The 19,443-nt window shown below is 65.3% G+C and carries 16 protein-coding genes, 1 tRNA gene and 1 pseudogene; 4 read left to right on the forward strand and 14 right to left on the reverse strand.

Features of this window, described 5'->3' with window-relative positions:
• Positions 1-41 precede the first annotated feature (41 nt).
• Together AC1RRR_RS20915 and AC1RRR_RS20920 are read left to right on the forward strand one after the other, a co-directional pair.
• A tRNA-Arg gene (locus AC1RRR_RS20915) sits at positions 42-118 on the forward strand.
• 235 nt (positions 119-353) lie between these two features.
• A complete protein-coding gene (locus AC1RRR_RS20920) occupies positions 354-1,010 on the forward strand; it encodes a hypothetical protein (protein ID WP_492815799.1) in 657 nt (218 codons plus the stop codon).
• A gap of 208 nt (positions 1,011-1,218) precedes the next feature.
• On the opposite strand, the gene AC1RRR_RS20925 is transcribed toward AC1RRR_RS20920, so the two are convergent.
• Together AC1RRR_RS20925 and AC1RRR_RS20930 are read right to left on the reverse strand one after the other, a co-directional pair.
• Positions 1,219-1,815, reverse strand: coding sequence for a polysaccharide biosynthesis/export family protein (locus AC1RRR_RS20925; RefSeq protein ID WP_492815800.1), 597 nt, complete (start codon positions 1,813-1,815; stop codon positions 1,219-1,221).
• Between the two features lie 87 nt (positions 1,816-1,902).
• Positions 1,903-2,691: a metallophosphoesterase family protein gene (locus AC1RRR_RS20930; RefSeq protein ID WP_492815801.1), complete on the reverse strand. Its 789-nt coding sequence runs from the start codon at positions 2,689-2,691 to the stop codon at positions 1,903-1,905.
• A 261-nt stretch (positions 2,692-2,952) separates the two neighbouring features.
• Between AC1RRR_RS20930 and AC1RRR_RS20935 the strand changes: the two genes are divergently transcribed.
• Complete coding sequence (locus AC1RRR_RS20935) at positions 2,953-3,786, forward strand: transglutaminase-like cysteine peptidase (protein WP_492815802.1); 834 nt, start codon at positions 2,953-2,955, stop codon at positions 3,784-3,786.
• 201 nt (positions 3,787-3,987) lie between these two features.
• Here AC1RRR_RS20935 and AC1RRR_RS20940 read toward each other — a convergent pair whose 3' ends face one another.
• A complete protein-coding gene (locus tag AC1RRR_RS20940; protein WP_492815803.1) occupies positions 3,988-4,140 on the reverse strand; it encodes a hypothetical protein in 153 nt (50 codons plus the stop codon).
• Positions 4,141-4,340: 200 nt separating this feature from the next.
• Here AC1RRR_RS20940 and AC1RRR_RS20945 point away from each other — a divergent pair, with 200 nt between their 5' ends.
• The gene (locus AC1RRR_RS20945) at positions 4,341-4,994 is read left to right on the forward strand and encodes a sugar transferase (RefSeq protein WP_492815804.1); all 654 of its coding nucleotides are present in this window, start codon (positions 4,341-4,343) and stop codon (positions 4,992-4,994) included.
• 15 nt (positions 4,995-5,009) lie between these two features.
• Here AC1RRR_RS20945 and AC1RRR_RS20950 read toward each other — a convergent pair whose 3' ends face one another.
• The 11 genes and pseudogenes from AC1RRR_RS20950 to AC1RRR_RS21000 all read right to left on the reverse strand — a co-directional run bounded on the left by AC1RRR_RS20950 (position 5,010) and on the right by AC1RRR_RS21000 (position 19,434).
• A complete protein-coding gene (locus AC1RRR_RS20950) occupies positions 5,010-6,890 on the reverse strand; it encodes an O-antigen ligase family protein (RefSeq protein WP_492815805.1) in 1,881 nt (626 codons plus the stop codon).
• A 52-nt stretch (positions 6,891-6,942) separates the two neighbouring features.
• Positions 6,943-9,162, reverse strand: a complete 2,220-nt coding sequence (locus AC1RRR_RS20955; protein WP_492815806.1) for a GumC family protein — start codon at positions 9,160-9,162, stop codon at positions 6,943-6,945.
• 58 nt (positions 9,163-9,220) lie between these two features.
• The gene (locus tag AC1RRR_RS20960; RefSeq protein ID WP_492815807.1) at positions 9,221-10,504 is read right to left on the reverse strand and encodes an outer membrane beta-barrel protein; all 1,284 of its coding nucleotides are present in this window, start codon (positions 10,502-10,504) and stop codon (positions 9,221-9,223) included.
• Between the two features lie 72 nt (positions 10,505-10,576).
• Positions 10,577-11,176, reverse strand: coding sequence for a hypothetical protein (locus tag AC1RRR_RS20965; RefSeq protein WP_492815808.1), 600 nt, complete (start codon positions 11,174-11,176; stop codon positions 10,577-10,579).
• Between the two features lie 373 nt (positions 11,177-11,549).
• Positions 11,550-12,711: pseudogene (locus tag AC1RRR_RS20970) on the reverse strand (PDC sensor domain-containing protein).
• A 121-nt stretch (positions 12,712-12,832) separates the two neighbouring features.
• Positions 12,833-15,295, reverse strand: coding sequence for a DNA topoisomerase (ATP-hydrolyzing) subunit B (gyrB, locus tag AC1RRR_RS20975; protein ID WP_492815809.1), 2,463 nt, complete (start codon positions 15,293-15,295; stop codon positions 12,833-12,835).
• Positions 15,292-16,455: a DNA replication/repair protein RecF gene (gene recF / locus AC1RRR_RS20980; protein WP_492815810.1), complete on the reverse strand. Its 1,164-nt coding sequence runs from the start codon at positions 16,453-16,455 to the stop codon at positions 15,292-15,294. The genes gyrB and recF overlap by 4 nt, the downstream gene beginning before the upstream one ends.
• 43 nt (positions 16,456-16,498) lie before the next feature.
• Positions 16,499-16,654, reverse strand: coding sequence for a hypothetical protein (locus tag AC1RRR_RS20985; protein WP_492815811.1), 156 nt, complete (start codon positions 16,652-16,654; stop codon positions 16,499-16,501).
• Between the two features lie 84 nt (positions 16,655-16,738).
• Positions 16,739-17,110 (reverse strand): VOC family protein, encoded by a 372-nt coding sequence (locus AC1RRR_RS20990; protein WP_492815812.1) that lies wholly within the window; start codon positions 17,108-17,110, stop codon positions 16,739-16,741.
• A 76-nt stretch (positions 17,111-17,186) separates the two neighbouring features.
• A complete protein-coding gene (locus tag AC1RRR_RS20995; protein ID WP_454713683.1) occupies positions 17,187-17,474 on the reverse strand; it encodes an ArsR/SmtB family transcription factor in 288 nt (95 codons plus the stop codon).
• A 25-nt stretch (positions 17,475-17,499) separates the two neighbouring features.
• Positions 17,500-19,434, reverse strand: a complete 1,935-nt coding sequence (locus tag AC1RRR_RS21000; RefSeq protein ID WP_492815813.1) for a S9 family peptidase — start codon at positions 19,432-19,434, stop codon at positions 17,500-17,502.
• Positions 19,435-19,443: the final 9 nt, after the last annotated feature.

The raw sequence follows: 19,443 nt of genomic DNA on the forward strand, positions 1-19,443 counted from the left end.
CGGCTAAGACCCGCTTCCGCCCTGGGCAACCAGGGCGATACGCACCCGTAGCTCAGCTGGATAGAGCGTTGCCCTCCGAAGGCAAAGGTCACACGTTCGAATCGTGTCGGGTGCGCCATTTCTCCTGAAATCAACAAACTCTGCCGCACCTTCAGTGGTTTGGTCCACGGGCCGCGACACCATGTCTGCAACAGCTTGCTAGCCAAGACAGGCAATCTCAAGCTCACCTAGAGCCCTAGGGCACCGGGACATCAAGTCCACATTGGTTCTCGACGAAGGGCTCCACGCGGCCCCGCTAGACGCGCCGCAAGCGGTGAGCTGAACTGGCTTACGCTTTAGGTGAGGCTCGGGTGATGAACGACGAAAACGAAAATCGTTGGATTTGGGCTCCGATGATCGGCCATGGCATCGGGCTCGTTACGCTGGGCGGTATCGTTGGAAATGTCCCAAGCCCCGACACTGCCCTTTATGCTCTTGGACCGGCCATAAGCTGCTTCGCGATCGGTCTTTTGGTCAGCGCAGTCTCTGCTTCGGTGGAGGGTGAGTTCCTTGCGAAAGCGAACCAAGTGCCGAGCTTCCGCCTGCGAACTCACGAGATCGAAGATCGCCGGGCGGCAGTACTGACGTCCATCGCTGATCTAAAGCAAACCCTGTACAGCAGCAACGCAACGATCTCTGAGCAGGCCGTAGCCAAAGCACGCATTGAAGCGTTGGAGGCTCAGGCCAATATCGTTCAATCACTCAACAAGTCCCTCGACCGGGACATGTCTTTAATAGAATCATGGATGAAAAGAGGAAAACTTCATGCCGCCGTTACCGGCACTCTCAAGGCCATGTCGTATGTGACGTTTTTCTATGGGATGACCTCCCTGCTTCTGCCGTTGTGGAAGGGTAACCTTCACCTGGAAAAGCGAGAGGAGAGCAGTCGTCCAATCGCCGAAAAGAAAACCACGGCGACTTTTCCGGTGCGCCCAAGCCCTTTAGTAGTCTCGAAGCCGAAATCCAAGTGACGACTTTCCCTCTAAAACCAAACCCTTAGCTCGACATAGCACAGCCCTCGAAGGCAAGGGTCACGCGTTCGAATCGTGCGGGTCCGCCATTTCTCTTGAAATCAGCTGATCTCGGCGACGGGCTTAGACCGCCTCGTCCGCGCTGGAATGAAGAAGGCCCGGCGGATCGCTCCGCCGGGCCTCGGTCTTTTCAGCCTGTCGCTCGCGCCTAGAAGAAGCGCTCGCCCAGGCGGATGGTGTCGCCCGGGGCGACCACGATCGAGGGGGTCAGTTCGGACTTCTGCTCGGTGGTCTCACCGTTGTGCTTGATCCAGACGTTCTTCTTGTCGGCGCGGTAGGTGAAGCCGCCGGCGGTGGCCACGGCGTTCAGCACGGTCAGGCCGGCGGTGTAGGGATAGGTGCCCGGCTTCTCGACCTCGCCCAGGATGTAGAACGGGCGGAAGGTCAGGACCTCGGCGCTGACGCGCGGATCCTTCAGGTAGCCGTCGCTGAGCGACTTCTGCACAGCCATCTGGAACTGGCCCAGGGTCATGCCGCCGGCCTTGATCTCGCCGATCAGGGGCAGGGACATCACGCCGCTGCCCGAGATGAAGAACTCGCCCGACAAAGAGGGCTCGCCGTACACCGTTACCCGCACCTTGTCGGCCGAGCCGAGCACGTAGTCCGCCGGCTGCGCGGCGGCGCTGACCGGCGTATTGCCGATCGCCGCCTGCTGGGCATGCGCGACGCCTAGCCCACCGACCATCATGCAGACGCCGAGCGCCAGCATCGCGAGGGCGCGCGAGAATTTCGAAACACCGATCATGGCGAAGCTTCTCACCTTAAAGACTTGTCGATCCTGGGATCTGAAATGCCACATCGCACGTGACCGCGAGATGAACAAGACGAAGTCTCAGGTCCCGCGTGCTTTACTGAACTGAATGATCTTCGGCTCACCGCCATCAAGTCTAACGGCGGTCAGGACGCCAGTCGCATAGGCGCCCGTGTCGACATTGATCCGTTGACGGCCGACGAACACCTCTTCGGTGGGCGTATGGCCGTGGACCACCGTGGCCTTCAAGCCATGCGGGTTGTCGAGGAATTCATTGCGGATCCACAGCAGGTCGGCGGCCACCTGCCGATCCAGCGGCAGGCCGGGCTTAACGCCGGCGTGGACGAAGACGTAGTCGCCATAGACGACCAGCAGCTCCAGCTGCTTGAGGAACATCTCATGGGCCGGCGGGAAGGCGGCTCGGAAGGCCTGGCGGGTCTGCTCCCACACCTCGGCCTCGGCGCGGCCGACCGGACGCTGGACGCCGTACGAGGCCATGGTCTCGCCGCCGCCGTATTCCACCCAGGACGGCCCGGCCATCGGGTCGTCCAGGAAGTGCAGCAGCGTCTCTTCGTGATTGCCCATCAGGGCGCGGAACTCGAAGCGGCCCTCGGCGCCTTGCGCCTTCAGCAAGATCAGGCGTTCGATCACCTGCGACGACTGGGCGCCGCGATCGACATAGTCGCCCAGCATCACCAGCACCGGCGGGTCCTGACGACCCATGGCGCGGTAGTCCTCGGTCATCCGCTCGATCAGGCCGTCCAGCAGGTCGAGCCGCCCGTGAACGTCACCCACGGCGTAAACCACACGGCCCTCGGTGGACGAGGCGCGGCGGGGTTGCTGCTTGGGACGGAACAGGGATTTGAACATTGCACTCGCCGGGTCGGCGACAGGGCGCCAGGACTTGAACCCTTTGATTTTGCCCCAGGTAGCGGCGCGGTTCAATGATGGCCTCGAGCGTTAACCTGCAATTTAGGACGATCCTTTTCTTGCAATTTACCAAGTATATTTAGTCGTCATTTGAGTTAATTCCGAAATAACCACGGTTCAATATTTGAATTAAACCATCTAAATTCAGCTCAAATTCGGCCCGCGAATGAATAGTGACCCCACGAACACAGCGGGGTCAGCATGTTCAACACGCGCAACATTGTTATCGGACTCATCAGCGCCGCCGCGATGATGACCAGCGTCAGCGCCCAGGCCGGCTCGATGCCGTTCCAGCCGCGCGGCGAGGGCGTCCAGGCTCCGATGGGCTTTGCCGATCTGTGCCGTCGCGACACCGAGACCTGCGGCCTGCCGAACAGCCAGCTGGCCCTGATGGGCCTGGGTCCGCGCGCCACCTTCGCTCCGACCTCGTCGATCGGCGTCGCCGCACCGCACCGCTTCGAAGCCGCCAAGGCCGACGCGGCCGAGGACGACGGCCTGAATCTGGTTTCCGTTAACAGCCTGCAGGCCGTTGTGGTCGCCGAGGTCGAGGACTTCGTCGCCGCCGGCGCGCCCAGCCTGACGGCTTCGGACGCTCAACCTGCTCCCGTCATGATGGCCGAGCCGGCTCCGTCGGCCTGGAGCGGCCGCGACCAGCGCGACCAGATGAAGCTGCTGAACCTGGTCAACCAAACGGTCAACCGCGAGGTCAAGAAGGCCAGCGACCTGGATCTGTACGGCATGCCCGAATACTGGTCGCTGCCGCGCCTGATCGACGGCAAGCTGTATGGCGACTGCGAGGACTACGCCCTGGAAAAGCGCCGCCGCCTGATCGCGGCCGGCGTTCCGGAAGCCGCCATGTCGCTGGCCGTCGCCGTCACCGCCCGCGGCGAAAGCCACGCGGTGCTGATGATCTCGCTGAAGGGCGGCGATATGGTGCTGGACAACCTGACCCCCTGGGCCACGCCGTGGGAAGACCTCAACTATCGCTGGGTCCAGCGTCAGGTCCCGGGCACCGCCCTCTGGACCACCGTCTGATCAGACCGCCGCCTAACAAAACCGTTGGCCGATCGCTCCCCCGATCGACGACGAGCGCCCCGGACCTGCGGTCCGGGGCTTTTTCGTTGCCCGACGGGTCGCCAGGACATGGATCTCTGAATGCGTTCGCGCCCGCCTCGGGGAACCGAAGCGGGCGCGGAAGTCGATGTTGTCAGGCGGCGAAACCGCCCAGCGCAAAGCTTAGAAGAGGTGCGAGACCGTCAGGGCCAGACCGGCCCACAGGCCGATCGAGACCATGGCCCCCAGGCCCAGCCCCACGAGGGGCGGCAAGCGCTTGCCGCGCGTAGCCGGCTCGACTTCAATCTGGGCGAAGGACATCTTGGCGTCGATCATCGAGCAGCACTCCTGATGCCGTCGATGTAACGTCACTACAAATAAGGACGCCTGAATAAACAGAGTCTATTACACGTTAAGCATACAGCCCGCCGGTTGTGGATTTTTCCCCGCGACGCTGTGAGTCATTTGCGCTAGCGTGATGGGGTCGGAACTGGAAACCAGTCCGCGACGTGGTGGGGAAATACGAGGGTCATCTGGTGGACGGGGGATCGTATACCGAACTTCTCGCGCCAGGATCGAGCGGACCGCTCCCCCCGGTTGCCGTGGACTTGCGCAAGCGCACGCTCGACATCGTCGCCTCGGCACTGCTGCTGGCCCTGTTCGCCCCGCTGCTGCTGCTGGCGGCCCTATTGATCAAGCTGGAGTCGCCCGGCCCCGCCCTCTTCCGTCAGACCCGTGGCGGCCTGGCCGGCGGGCGGTTCCAGATCCTGAAACTTCGCACCATGCATTGCCGCGAGGACGGGCCCGACCTGGTCCAGGCCCAGCGTGGCGACAACCGCGTCACCCGCATCGGCCGTATCTTGCGCGCCACCAGCATCGACGAGCTGCCGCAGCTCCTGAACGTGCTGCGGGGGGACATGTCGCTGGTCGGCCCCCGCCCTCACGCCGCCGCCCATGACGACTATTACGCCATGCGGATCCCGGAATATTACGCCCGTTACCAGGCGCGTCCGGGCCTGACCGGCTGGGCCCAGGTCAAGGGCCTGCGCGGCGGCACCGAAACGGTCGACGCCATGCGCCGGCGGGTCGAGGCCGATATCGACTACATCCAGACCTGGTCGATCCTGAAGGACGCCAAGATCGTCCTGCTGACCATTCCCAGCCTGCTGATCACCGACAACGCCTACTAGGCCGCTCTGGGCGGCCTACTGGATCGGCTGGAGCTTGGCCAGGGCGCGGGTGTTGCGCTCGGCCACGATCAGGAAGGCCAGGCCCATCCGACCCGACGGATTTTGCAGGCTGTTGGCCAGTATCGTGAGGGGACGTTCGCCGCGTCGTCCGTACTCGGCGCGCACCTGGTACATGACCTGTTGGCGCACGTCGGGGGTCAGGGCCGGCCAGTTCTCGTAGGCCAGGCGCGCGCGGCTCATGAACAGGCTGGTCTGCAGGGGCGCGACCGACAACGAGTGCGCGAGCGCCTCGTTGGCGGCGGTGACGTCATTGCGCTGAAAGTCCACGGCCGCCTTGCGCAGCCACGCCGCGCCCGAGCCCGGACGCATGGCGACCTCGCGGCGGCTCAGGGCCTCCAGATGTGCCTTGGCGGCGGGATCGGCGCCGTTGCGGGCCAGACCCGCCTCGATACTGGTCGCCAGCACCTCGGCCGAGGCCGTCGGCATAGCCGACAGGTCACCGCCGAACCGCGCCGCGACCAGCGGCGTGGCGGCCAGGATCGAGACCAACAGGGCGCAGCTTGCGAAGGCGATCGTGCTCCAGGGCGTCGAGGGCTTGGCGCCGCGACGGCGCACCGGCGCGGCCGCCGTCATTGCGCCCAGGCCGACGGCGAACACGGCCTGTAGGGCCGGAACCTGGACGGCGAAATCCGACAAGCCGTGCAGCAGCACCACGACCGTCGCGGCGATCGTCGCGCGGGCCAGGGCGCCGATCGTCCCCGGCTTCACCGCCTCGGCGCCGACACGCCACAGCGTGACCAGTAGCCAGGCCAACATGAACACGCTGCCGACAATGCCGCCCTCCTCCAGCCACTGGAGATAGAGGTTGTGGGTGGCGCGGACGTCGTACAGGATTCTCAGGTTCTCGGTGTTGGTGAAAAGCTGGTTCACGACCGGGAACGAGCCTAGGCCAAAACCGAACCACGGCGAGGTCTTGAAGGCCTCCCAGTGGGTCATGAAGATGGTTTGGCGGACCGCGACGTCGCTTTCCAGGTTCTCCAGGCGCGCGGCCGTCAACTCGGCGCTCCGCATGGCCACCCCGACCACGACCAGCAGGGCGGCCGCTCCGCCGATAATGGCGATGGTCCGCGCCTTGCGCCCCTGGGCGATCACCTGCCAGGTCAACAGGATGGCTAGACCTACGACCGTGGCGAAGATCCCCCCGCGCGACGCGGTCATGGCCAGGGCGACGCCGAACACGGCGGTCAGGCCAAGGCTCAGGCTGGCGTCCAGGCCCAGGCGCTCCAGCCGCAGTGAGCCGCCGGCCCGTTGCAGGGCTTGCGAAAAGAAGGTCGCGCCGAACACGACGCCGATTCCCATCAGGGTCGCGGCGCTGTTGGGGCTCAGCAGGGTGCCGGCCAGGCGACGCCCTGCGCGCAGGCTGACATGGTCGATGATGGCGAGCGCGGCATAGGCGCCCAGGCCCAGCAGCAGCCACCAAACCATGACCCGGCGGCGGCTTTCCGACACGCCGATGATCTGGGCGGCCAGGAACAGACAGGCCAGGCCCACCAGGCGCAGGAGATTCAGCAACAGGGACGAGCGGTCGACCGTGATCGAACCGCCGTGCGGACCGACATAGGCCCAGACCGGATGGGCGCCGCCGGGACCGAACGGGGTCAGGCTCCAGGCCGTAGCGACCAGCACGGCCAGGAACATCAGGCTGGGCCAGATGGAGATGAGGTTGCCGGGCAGCTTGCGCGCCCAACCGCAGAAGGCCATCAGGCCCAGCAGCAGGGCCGCCTGCAGGGCGCCGAACACGGCGGCCACCGCCACGTCGCTGGCCCCGAAGGCGACGACTTCGGCCAGCACCAAAGTAACGAGGGCGCCGATCGCGACGCCCTCTGAAACTTTCAACTTGCGTGTCTTGGAAGCGTCGGGCGACGGCGCGCCCCCGCCCGTCCGCGTCCTAGTCCGCATAGTACTTTCGATAGTTGGCGTAGTAATAATAGGAGTCGCCGTAGCCGTAGCGAGACTGGGCCTTGAGGTCCATCTGCGTCAAGGCGACGCCGGCGATGAACGCCCGCGTGCCTTGCAGCAGGCCCAGGGCCGACTGCACGGCTTTGACTGGCGTCTTCTTCCAACGGACCAGCATGACCACGGCGTCGGCATGCGGCGCCAGGATGCGGGTGTCGGCGATGGCCAGCAGCGGCGCGGTGTCCAACAGCACGATCTCGTAGCGGTTACGCAGGTCCTGCAGCAGGCGATGCATAGCCGAAGAGCCCAGCACGTCACGCGGCGTGTAGGACGACTTGGCCAGCGGCAGGATGTGAGCGCCGCTTTCGTCGGTGATCAACGCCTGGTCCAGAGTGGCGACGCCATTCAGCACCTCCAGCAGGCCGACCGGGGCCGGTTCCTTCAGGAACTGGCTGATCGCGCTCTGGCGCAGGTCGCAGTCGACCACTATGACCTTAGCGCCCGAGGTCGCCAAGGTGCGGGCCAACGAGAACGTCGTCGTGGTCTTGCCTTCGCCCGGAAGGGACGAGGTGACCGCGATGACCTTCACCGGCTCGCCGACCTTGGAGAACAGGATCGACGCACGCAGCTTGCGCAGGCTTTCGGCGAAGCTGGAGAGCGGTTTGGCCAGCAGGTAGTCCGGCGGCGTCAGGCCCTTCAGGGTCTTGGAGTCGTCGACCGTGGTGCCGAGGCTCGGGACCGCGCCCAGATAGGGCAGGCCCAGACGGCGTTCGACTTCGTCTTCGGTGAAGAGGCCAGCCATCAGGATCTCGGCCAACACGACCGCCGCGACGCCCGCGCCCAGGGCCAGCACCAGGCCCAGGGTCAGGTTCAGCGAGGGCTTGGGATAGCTGGGGCCGGTCGGGATCTTGGCCGGCGACACCACGCGGGCGTCGGCCTGCTCGATGCCGTCCTGGGCCGTGGTCTGCTTGAAGCGGGCCAGAAGGCTTTCGTACAGCGTCTTGACCGATTGCGACTTGCGTTCCAGCTCGGCCAGGCCGATGGCGGCCCGGTTGTTGCCAGCCAGAGTGCCCCTCGATTGCGAGACACTCGACGCCACCGAACCAGTGCGCTGGCGGGCCACCTGAGCCTGAGCTTCCAGGTTCGAGATGATCCGGCGGATTTCGGCCTGGATCTGACCATCGATGTCGGCAAGCTCCCGGCGGGCCTTCAGGAGGTCAGGGTGGCGGTCTCCGTAACGACCGGCCAGGTCGGCGACCTGCGCGCTCTTGGTCGCACGCTGCTGACGCAGCTGCTGGACCACAGGCGAGTTCAGCGACTCGCCGACGTCTTCGCCCGTGCTGCCGCGCGCCAGTTGCTGGCGGGCGATGTTCAGGCGGGCGTCGGTCTCGGCCTGCGAGGCGCGGCTAAGCGCCAGCTGCTGGTTCAGGCCCGAGATCTCCTGCTCGGTCAGGGTCGCGCCTTCAGCGCTGAGCAGGTTGTTGGCGATCTTGTACTGCTGAACCGCGGCGTCGGCTTCCTGCACCTGGCCACGCAGCTCCGCGACGCGGGTGTCCAGCCACTCATTTGCCTTGGCGGTTGCGTCGAACTTCGCTTCCAGCTGTTCGGTCAGGTAAAGATTAGCGAAAGCGTTCGCCAACTCCGATGCGCGCTTGGCGTCGGTGTGGGTATATTCGACCGAAATCAGATACGTCAGACCCGCGCGGCGGACCTTCAGGCCGCCCAGCACATTGTCAACGATCCGCTCGCGCTGACGCTGCAGTTCGACAGGATCCGTCGTCGCGGTCGGCGCAGCCGCTTTTTTGAGCGACGACAGCCAAGCCCTCGCCCCCTTGGCATTGGCCAAATAGGGATTGAAGTATGGGTCCTGCTCAAGCTTCAGGTCTTTGACGACCCGGCTCGCCAGCGAGCGCGACTTGAGCACCTCGACCTCGGTGTCGACGACGGACGAATCCGCCGGCAAGCCCGAGAGCACCGCATTCATGTCGGTGACCTGCTCTTTGCGCACATCGAGCATGACTTGCGCCACGGCGGTGTATTGAGGCGTCTGCTGCAGTGTGAACAGCACGACGGCCGCAAACACCACCACAGCCACGGCCGCAAACAGCCGAAAGCGTCGCCTGAAGGTCGCGATCGCGATGTTCAGGTCAAAAGACAACGCTCCGGTGTCATTCACCGGAGCGTTCGAAGTTTCAAAACCGGAGCCGTCCATAGTTACTCTCAGTATCCGGCAAACCTTGCCGTTTCGTGGACGTAAGTAGGTGTCGTTCTTAGAACTGCAGAGCGACTGAAGCGATCAGCTTGTTGTCCTTGAACGAGGCACCGGTCTGGCCGGGCGCGCCGGTCGAGTCCTGCTTCAGGTAGTTGTAGGTCAGGAACAGACCCACGCGACGGTTCAGCAGATAGGTGGCAGTAGCCGAGAAATTGTCGCGCTTATCGCTACGATCGATTCCCTTGTAGTTGTCCTTGCCGTGCGTATAGGCGGCCGACAGCAGGACGTTACGCAGCAGCTCGTGATCGATCGAGGCGCCGATGTTGTTCGAGATGTAGCCCTGCGAGCCCGGCGCCGTCGATTCCTCGATCGAGCGCGAGCCATTCAGGCCGACCGTCGTCAGCTGGGTCGGGAACCACTCAAGGCGGCCTTGGGCGCTGAAGCCATCGATATCGGCGAAAGCGGCGTTGTCATACGATTGCTTCATGTAACCGACCTGGACGTCACCACGCACCAGTTCGGAAACGTCGAAGTTAGCGCCGACGCCGAGCACGTAGCCGTCCGAGGTGCGGTCCGTGGCGGCGACTTTGTTGTCGTAGTCACGCTTATTGCCGGTAGCCGAGACGTAGAGGGCCGTATCAGGGCTGACTGCGTATTCGGCCTTGCCGCCGTAGGTCAGTTCGTTTCGGTCACGGAAGTCCTGATCAATGATGTTCGAGCCGGCGAGCGGCGCCGTCCGGCGAACATCGTCATAGTTGTAGTCCTTGTCATCGACACGACCGACCAGACGCAGGCGGTTGAACTCCTTGGTCAGAACGATCGAGCCTTGGTTCAGATCGTATTCAACCGGCTCGGCGGCGGCCGAAGGAGAGGTCGGGTTTGTGCGTGGTTCGACAAGGTGCTGAGTCTGGATCGAGCCACTGATGTTCGAACCACGCTCGATGTCGATACGACCGTTGGCCGACAGCGTGTACTCTTCGGCGTCTTCGGTGCCCTTGTCCGAATAACGGATGACGTTGCCGCCGGCGAAGAAGCCAAGGGCGTGACGCGACCAGTCTGAACGCACAGCCAGTTCCGGCTTTACGCGCCAAATATTGTCGTCGGTCTTGCTCGTCGCCGAAGCATAGATGTTGTCGTTATGCTCGAAGTCGACCGTGACGCGCGGATACAGCGTGAAGCCGCCGGCCTTTTGGCCGGTCGCCTCGTAATCCGGGCGTGGGCGCTGACGAACGGAGACGTTCTTGTCGCGCTTGAAGTTGGAGCCGAGATCTTGCGCCTGAGCGATTTGCGGCGCGGTCAGTGCAATACAGGCCGCAACGGCCGAGCACGTCAGCATTCTCATGGTTTATCCCCACCAGTAAGCGGTGGCCGACGCGCGTCGTGACGCGCCGGTCCACCCCGAGGTTTAGTTCACTTAGCCGCCGCAGTAGGCAGCGACAACGCCAGCGCACGGATCGTACGGCGCGGGTTGGTTCGTCTGGGTGTTGCCACCAGCGCCAGCGCCAGCAGCCGCGCCACCGTCGACCGGAGCCGTCGAGGACACGCCTTGCAGGCTGACCAGCACGCTCGGCGCGCCACCACCATCGGTCGCCGCCGTCGTGACGGTGGCCGATTGACCGGTCTGGGCCAGCTGCTGCGTCACGGCCGGAGCCGAGGCGACAGCCTGAGCGGCTTCCGGCGACACGCCCGCGGCGACCTGGATGGCCACACCGGCGCTGACCGTGCCGCTGGCGACGGCTTGCACCAGGGCGGCGCTGATCACGGCCGGCGAAGCGCCGGACGCGGCCAGAGCGTTCGAGACGGCGGCCTGGATGGCGGCCAGCTTGGCCGAAGCCGACAGACGGGCGAAGCCCGGCTGAGCAGCGGCCGAAGCAGCGGCTTGCTGGATGGTCGCCTGCAGCGTTTGAGCCGTCGGCGCGGTTTGAGTGTTTTGAGCCCAGACGGCGCCAGCGCCGATCGGGGCGAGCGCAACGGCCAGGCTAATGGCGATAGCGCGAACGCGGTTAGAAGCCATTGCTCCCTCCAATTGAACGGGGTCCCTTTAGGACAACGTAAACGAATGCTCTAGCCCGGATTACGCTTTTTCGTCGATTTCTCGGCGAGAGCGTCTCTTGAAGATCACACATCGCCGCAATCTTCGCGCGAATAAGACAACGCAACCGGACTTATAGACTTGAAATATGACGAGCCTGCCCCGCCGTGGGCCATACGCAGAGTTTTATCGGCGGTTTGGTTAGGCCTAAAAAACCATGTACGGCAGCGTATGGCAACGCCGCTCACGTAGAATCCGTGGTTAATGCTGCGAATCTGGTCGATTTCGCGCTATAGGCGACCAAATAGTTCGATTAATTCGCAGTCGGCTTGGTTAAGACTCAACGGAAATAGGATTAGGCGGCCACGGAAGTCGCTGCGGAGACTTGCTGGCGCTGCACCAAACACCCGTACCAGCCTAGGCCCGCATAGGTTTCGTAGCCCGGAGTCAGGGCGTAGCCGACCGTGACGTCGCCATCCGCATAGCTGCCCATCGATCCCCCCGATACATCCAGCGGAAAGACTTCGCTGAGCACCCCTTGATTGTCGGACGAGGCCAATACTCGGCCCTTCTGGTCCAGCAGCATGACGCGCGAGCGCTCGCGCTCCTCGGGCGTCAGGCGCACGCCGTCGACCACAGCCTGGGCCTGAGGGCGCCAGTCGAAGTGAACACCTAGCACGCCCAGCACCTTGCCCTTGGCCTGGCCACCCTCGCGAATGGCGGTGGCGTAGGTGGCGACCGGGGCGTCACCCAGCGCGCGGCTCTTCTCGATGTCGCAGGCCACGAAGTCATCGCCGGTAGACGTTCGCATGCCATCCCGGAACCACTTGGCGTCGGCGACCGACTGGCCGACCACGCCCGGATACTTGCCGGGCCGTCCATTGGCGACGACCCGCCCCTTGGCGTCGCAGATCCACAGGTCGAGATAGACCGTATAGGCGTCCAGGATCACGCCCAGGCGCTCGCTGGCGTAGCGGGTCGCGCCCGCATCGTCGTCGGCCAGGCAAGCGACCACCGCCGAGTCCGTAGCCCACCACCGCACGTCGCAGGTGCGCTCATAGAGATTGCGGTCGACGATCTCGATGGCGTTCAAAGCGAGATCGGCCAGGCGCTGGCCGCGCATGTGGCCCAGAATGGCCCCGCCGATGGCCGACAGCTCGTCGAGGTCGGCGCGCACCTGGCTGTCCAGGGCGGCGGCCACCGCGTCGATCTCGGTCGAGATCTTCTTGAACTCTTCGGCGACGATGGCGAAGCCCTTGCCAGCCTCGCCCGCGCGGGCCGCGACGATCAGGGCGTTGATCGACAACATCTTGGCCGCGCGATTGACCCGGGCGATCTCGCCGATCTTCTCGCCGGCGACACTGGAGAGCCGCTCCGACAGGTCGAGAATCCGTTCCGGACGGAGACTGGCGTCGTGGTCCATCCCTGTCGCGCCCCCACGCTAACTGATCGAAAACTGATCGAAGCAAACTTTCGGGCGAATCGACCCGATCCACGCAAGATGACGCCCTCGTCATCGCCGCGCGATGACGCCGCAGGTCACACCCAAGCCGCAAGGCCCTTCAAACACGAAAAAGCGCCGGAACGCCCGCAAAACGGGCGCCCGGCGCTCAAGATTTCGGCGAAGAGAACGCTGTTCTAGACGTCGACCTCGGCATCGAGGGCGTTTTCCTGGATGAACTCGCGGCGCGGCTCGACCAGATCGCCCATCAGGCGGCTGAACATATCGTCGGCGTCGTCGGCATGATTCACCCGCACCTGCAGCAGGGTGCGAGCCTCCACGTCCAGCGTGGTCTCCCACAGCTGGTCGGGGTTCATCTCGCCCAGGCCCTTGTAGCGCTGGATGGTCAGGCCTTTCCGGCCGGCGTCCAGCACCGCGTTGACCAGGTCGAGCGGGCCACGGACCGTGGTCGACTTGTCCTTGCGACGGAACACGGCGCGGCCCGAGAAGATCTCGGCCAGCTTGACGGCGCGCTCGGCCAGGCGGCGGGCGTCGGCGGCGTGCAGCAGCACGTCGTCCAGCACCACGCGCTCGGACACGCCGCGACGCACACGGCTGAACACGAAGCCGGTGTCGCCCCGCTCGCCCGACCAGGGACCGTCGCCCTCCTCGTTATAGAGGTTCAGGCGCGTGGCGGCGGCGGTCGCGTCCGGCGTCTCGCCCAGCAGGCCGGCCAGGGCCGCCTGCTCGATGGCCGAGGCCGGCGCGCGGGCCGCCAGGCGGTCGATATTGCCCTTGGCCGAACGGCACAGCTGCACCAGGGCCAGCAGGTCCTGACCGGTCATGCGCTCGCCCGACACCAGGTCCAGCTCGGCCCCGTCAACGCCCTCGTCCACCAGGAAGGCGTCCATCTCGGTGTCGTCCTTCAGATAGCGCGAGGACTTGCCCTTGGCGGCTTTGTAGAGCGGCGGCTGGGCGATGTAGATGTAGCCGCGCTCGATCAGTTGCGGCATCTGCCGGTAGAAGAAGGTCAGCAGCAGCGTGCGGATGTGGGCGCCGTCGACGTCGGCGTCGGTCATCAGCACGATCTTGTGGTAGCGCACCTTGTCCGGGTTGAAGTCGTCGCGACCGATGCCGGCCCCCAGGGCCGTGATCAGCGTGCCGATCTGGTCCGACGACAGCATCTTGTCGAAGCGGGCGCGCTCGACGTTCAGGATCTTGCCGCGCAGGGGCAGGACGGCCTGGTTGTCGCGATTGCGGGCCTGCTTGGCCGAGCCGCCGGCCGAGTCACCCTCGACGATGAAGATTTCGGACTTCGCCGGATCGCGCTCCGAGCAGTCGGCCAGCTTGCCGGGCAGGCTGGTGATGTCCAAGGCGCTCTTGCGACGGGTCAGTTCGCGGGCCTTGCGGGCCGCTTCGCGGGCCGCGGCGGCCTCGGCGATCTTGCTGACGATCTGCTTGGCTTCGTTCGGATGTTCCTCGAACCAGGTCGCCAGGCCTTCCGAGACCAGGTTTTCCACGGCCGGACGCACTTCCGACGAAACCAGCTTGTCCTTGGTCTGCGAGCTGAACTTGGGGTCCGGCACCTTGACCGACAGCACGCAGGTCAGGCCTTCCCGGGCGTCTTCGCCGCCGAGATTGACCTTTTCCTTCTTCATGATGCCCGAGCTCTCGGCATAGCCGGTGATGATCCGGGTCAGGGCCGCGCGGAAGGCCGAAAGGTGCGTGCCGCCATCCCGCTGCGGGATGTTGTTGGTGAAGCACAGCATCTGCTCGTGGTAGCTGTCGTTCCACCACATCGCCAGGTCGATCTCGACCTTGTCCTTGACGCCGCGCACCGCGATCGGGGCCTTCAGCAGCGGGGTCTTGGCCTTGTCCAGGTGGCGGACGAAGGCCTCGATGCCGCCCTCATAGAACAGCTTTTCTTCCCACGGCTCGGCGTCGCGGTGATCCTTGAACCAGATCGTCACGCCCGAGTTCAGGAACGCCAGCTCGCGCAGGCGGTGCTCCAGGGTCTTCCGGTCGAATTCGATGAACGCGAAGGTGTCCGTCGACGGATAGAAGGTCACTTCCGTGCCGGTCAGGGTCTCGCCGGCCTTGGGGCCTTCCTCGCGCACCGGCGAGTCGCCCGTGACCTTCAGCGAGGTCACCGCGTCGCCGCGCTCGAAGCGCATCTGGTGGACCTTGCCATTGCGGTGGATCAGCAGTTCCAGCCAGTCCGACAAGGCGTTGACGACTGAGACGCCCACGCCGTGCAGGCCGCCCGAGACCTTGTAGCTGTTCTGGTCGAACTTACCGCCGGCGTGCAGCTGGGTCATGATGACCTCGGCCGCCGAGACGCCTTCGCCCTCGTGCATGTCGACGGGGATGCCGCGACCGTCGTCGGTGACCGTCACCGAGCCGTCGGCGTTCAGGATCACCTGGACCTTGGTGGCGTGACCGGCCAGGGCCTCGTCGATAGCGTTGTCGACCACCTCGTAGACCATGTGGTGCAGGCCCGAACCGTCGTCGGTGTCGCCGATGTACATGCCGGGGCGCTTGCGGACGGCGTCCAGGCCCTTCAGCACCTTGATCGAGTCCGCGCCGTACTGGGCGGCGGCTTCCTCGGTGGTCATCTCGGCCGACACTTCGGGAACTTGGTCTTCGGTGTTCTCGGTCATTCGTCTTCCAGGGTGGTCAGGCCGGCGTCGCCCACGCGAACACCTAATGCCCGACCCTTGAGATGGTCGAACAGCGACTCGTCCGTGCCGGTGAGGAAGGCCTGGAGCTTGAGCGCCGTGAGTTCATCGGCCAAGGCGGCCCGACGGGTAAGGTCGAGATGCGCGGCGACTTCGTCGAGCAATATTACAGGATTCGGCGCGGATTCGGCACGCGAAAGTCGCGCCGCCTGGGCCAAAACCAGGTTCAAAATCAGCGCTTTTTGCTCTCCGGTCGAGCATTCCGCCGCCGGACGGTCTTTCTCGACATGGAAGATGGCCAGATCGCCGCGATGAGGGCCGGTCAGAGCCCGTCCGGCGGCCCCGTCGCGGGCTCGCGCAACACTGAGCGCAGCGGCTAACCGTTCCTCGATTTCGGCGAAAGGCGCCCCGTCCAGGGCCATTTTCTCCCATTCGCCGGTCAGGGTCAGGCGGGCCTGCGGGAAGGGCCGGTCGCCGCGGCCGTCGATCTCGCTCTGCAGGGCCGAAAGGGTGCGGGCGCGGGCTTGGGACATCAGGGCCCCGCTTTCGGCCAGGCGGGCCTCCAGGGCGTTCAGCCAGGTCGCGTCGGGCGCGACGCCGGCCTCGGCCGCGTCGGTCAGCAGGCGCATGCGCTCGCGCTGGGCCTTGTCATAGGCGTTGGCGTTGGCGGCGTGGGACGGTTCGCCGGCGAACACCAGGCGGTCGAAGAACCGCCGGCGCTCAGAGGCGGCCTCCAGGAACAGCCGATCCTGGGCCGGGGTCAGCCAGATCGGTCGCACATGGTCGGCCAAACGTCCGGGAGAAACAGTCTCGCCCTCGATGCGGACGGTGCGACGGGCGGCCCCGCCCTGCTCCACGCCGGTGCCGATGCGGATCGGGGCGTCATCCCCACTCTCGACCTCGGCGGCGACGGCCCAGGCCCGGCCCACGGCCTCGCCGGGCATCCGGCGGCCGACCTCGGCCATGCTGGCCCCGCGCAGGCCCTTGCCGGGAGTCAGCAGGCTGATTGCTTCCAGGAGGTTGGTCTTGCCGGCCCCGTTGGCCCCGAACAGGTAGACGCTGCGCCCCTCGGTCTCGAGGCGAGCGCGCTCGTACGAGCGGAAGTCCGTCAGGGTCAGGGAAAGCAAAGCGGCCGACGCCATGCCGCCTAATAGCACTTCGTCGGCGATGCGCAGCCCCCGGACTTCAGGCGAACCCGCTACGTCGCTTCAGCGCCAGATGCGCCAAGGTGTGGAACTCACCGCGAGCTAAGTGCAGGGCGTGCCGCCCGCCTAACAGCAGCACGGTCCAGAGTCCGACACTGACCATCACCGTCGCGACGCGTTCCCAGGCGATGCGCATGCGCGCCTCCATGTCCAGAAGCGTCGGGGATGCGCCCCGATCTTGGCCGGAAAGGGCCCGGATCGGGGCGAAAAGCGCGCTGGCTCAGCCGATCTTGTAGCCGCAGAGCTTGTTGCCATCCAGATCACGGAAATAGGCGAAATAGGCCTTGGGCATGCGCGCGCCCGGCTGGCCTTCATCCTTGCCGCCCAGCTCGATCGCCTTGGCGTGGAAGGCGTCGACCTCTTCCACCGTGTCGAAGGCGAAGCCGCCCATCATGCCGTTGCCGATACAGGCCGGATTGCCGTCATACGGACCCAGCACCCCGAACATGCAGCCCTCGCCGCGATAGAGCCGGCCGCCCGACGGGTGCTCGAACAGCGGCTTGTAGCCGATCGAGCCCAGCAGGCCGTCGTAGAAGGCCTTGGCCTTCTCCAGGTCGTTCGAGCCGACCGTCACATAGTTCACCTTGGCCATGAGCCGCCTCCCGTTTCTTAATGAAACGGACCTTAGCGCCCTTATGAGCCTCCGCAATATGACCCTTGCGTAAGCGTCATCGCTCCCAGAGCGACCGGTGGCCGTACACCCACGCGCCGACATCGGCGAAGCGGTCGGTGACGATCGCGCAGGTCCGCACGCGGCCGGCCTTGGCGCTGGTGATCCAGCCGGAGCGTTCCAGGATCTTCAGGTGCTTCATGAACGAGGTCAGGGCCATGCCATGCGGCGCGGCCAGTTCGCCGACACTGGCGGGACCCTGGCCCAGCCGGCTCAGAATGGCCCGCCGCGTGGGGTCGGCCAGCGCCAGGAAGGTGTCGTCGAGGGCGGCGGCATGCTTATCCATACGGCTAAGCATGCCTGCTAAGCTTCTATTTCGCCAGGGAAATTCCCAGCACCTTCTGCAGGAACTGGGTTTCGACCTCGCGGCGGCGGTCGTTGTTGGCCTTTTTCAGAAAGCCGTGGCCTTCGTCCTTGAACTGAACGTACCAGGTCTCGATACCTTGCCCACGCAGCTTGGCGACGACCTGGTCGGACTCCGACTTGGGCACGCGGGGATCGTTCCAGCCCTGCATGACCAGCATCGGCTTGGTGATCTTGCCCACATTGTTCATCGGCGAGATCGTCTCGAAGGCCTTCAGCATCTTCGGGTCACGCTCGTCGCCATATTCGACGCGACGCAGGTCGCGGCGATAGGCCTCGGTGTTCTGCAGGAACGAGACGAAATTGCTGATGCCGTAGCGCTCGATCCCGCCGGCCAGGCGGTCGGAATAGTGGGTCATCACCGCCAGCGACATGTAGCCGCCGTACGACTGGCCGTAGACCACGACCCGCGACGGATCGAGGTCCGGCTGCGTCTTGATCCAGTCCAGCAGGGCGCCGATGTCCTTGACCGAGTCCTCGCGCTTCTCGGCGTTGTCGAGATTGAGGTAGGTCTTGCCGTAGCCGGTCGAGCCGCGGACGTTGGTGACGATCACCGCCGCGCCCAGCTCGGCCACCGTGTGCTGGTGCAGGGCGCTGAAGGTCGGGCGCGACTGGCCTTCCGGGCCGCCGTGGATGTCGATGATCACGGGGGCCTTTTGGCCAGCGGCCAGCTTGGGCTTGTAGACGAAGGCCGGGATCGAGCGCTTGTCGAACGAGGGGTAGCGGACCAGCGTCGGGCTGACCAAGGCCTTGGCGTCCAGGCCGCCCAGCTCCGAGGCCGTCCAGCGTTCCAGCTTGGCGTCGGTGACGCCCCAGCTCCAGGCGTCGCTGGCGGCGGTCGGGGTGGCCAGGCTGAAGCCCAGCTTCGAACCGTCCGGCGAGAAGGCGATGTCGCTGACCACGCCGGGCGGCAGCTCCGGCTGCGGCAGGGCGCGGCGGGTGCGGAAGTCCTGCACCACCAGCTTCGAATAGCCGTCCTCGTTGACGACATAGGCCAGGATCCGGCCGTCGTCGGACAGGGCGAAGTCCTCGACATCCCAGGGACGCTCACCCGAAAGGATAACCTTCGCGCCGGTGGCCAGGTCGATCTGGGTCAGGCGCTGGAAGTCAGAGCCTTCGTCCGACAGCAGCAGCACGCTGCGGCCGTCCGGCGTGAACTTGCCGCCGGCGTAGGCGATCTTGGTCTTGCTCGGGTTCAGTTCGGTCAGCTTGCCAGTCGCGACGTCCAGCAGCCAGCGCTTGGACTCCGAGATCGAGAAATAGCGGCCCAAGAGCACCGTCTTGCCGTCGGCCGACACCGCCAGCGGCGAGACCTGGCCCTGGCCCTTGTAGATCACCTTCGCCTGGCCAGACGCATCGCGCATCAGGACGTCGGAATCGCCCGAGCCCTTGGTCGACCGCGACCAGACCAGGACCGAGCCGTCCTTGGACCAGGCCGGCGAGCCGTTGCGGGTGCCGGTTTCGGTCAGCTGGACGGTCTTGCCGTCGGGGCCGCGCAGGAACAGCTGAAACCACTCGTCGCCGCCGGTGTCCTTGGAGAACAGAATCTGGCCGCCCGGCAGGGTGTGGGCGCCGCCGACCGGCTCGTCATAGAAGGTGATTTGGCTGCGGTCGGCGCCGGGCGCGGCCACCGTGTGCAGCTGGTTGGTGTTGCCAAAGCGCGTGGTGATGATCACCCCGCCATCGGGCGCCCAGTCGCCGAACGTCGCCGAGCGCGCGTTCTGATAACGCGACAGGCTCTCACGGATCGCGGGCGGCGCGACCGGCACGTTTTCCAGGATCTGGTTGCCCATCTCCCGGCGATCCACGGCCTGTTGGGCGAGCGCGGGAACGGCGGCGGCGAGGGCCAGGACGGCGGCCGAGGCGGCGAGCAGCTTCTTCATCGATGAACC

The sequence above is a fragment of the Caulobacter sp. GW821-FHT12D05 genome, from assembly GCF_058807295.1.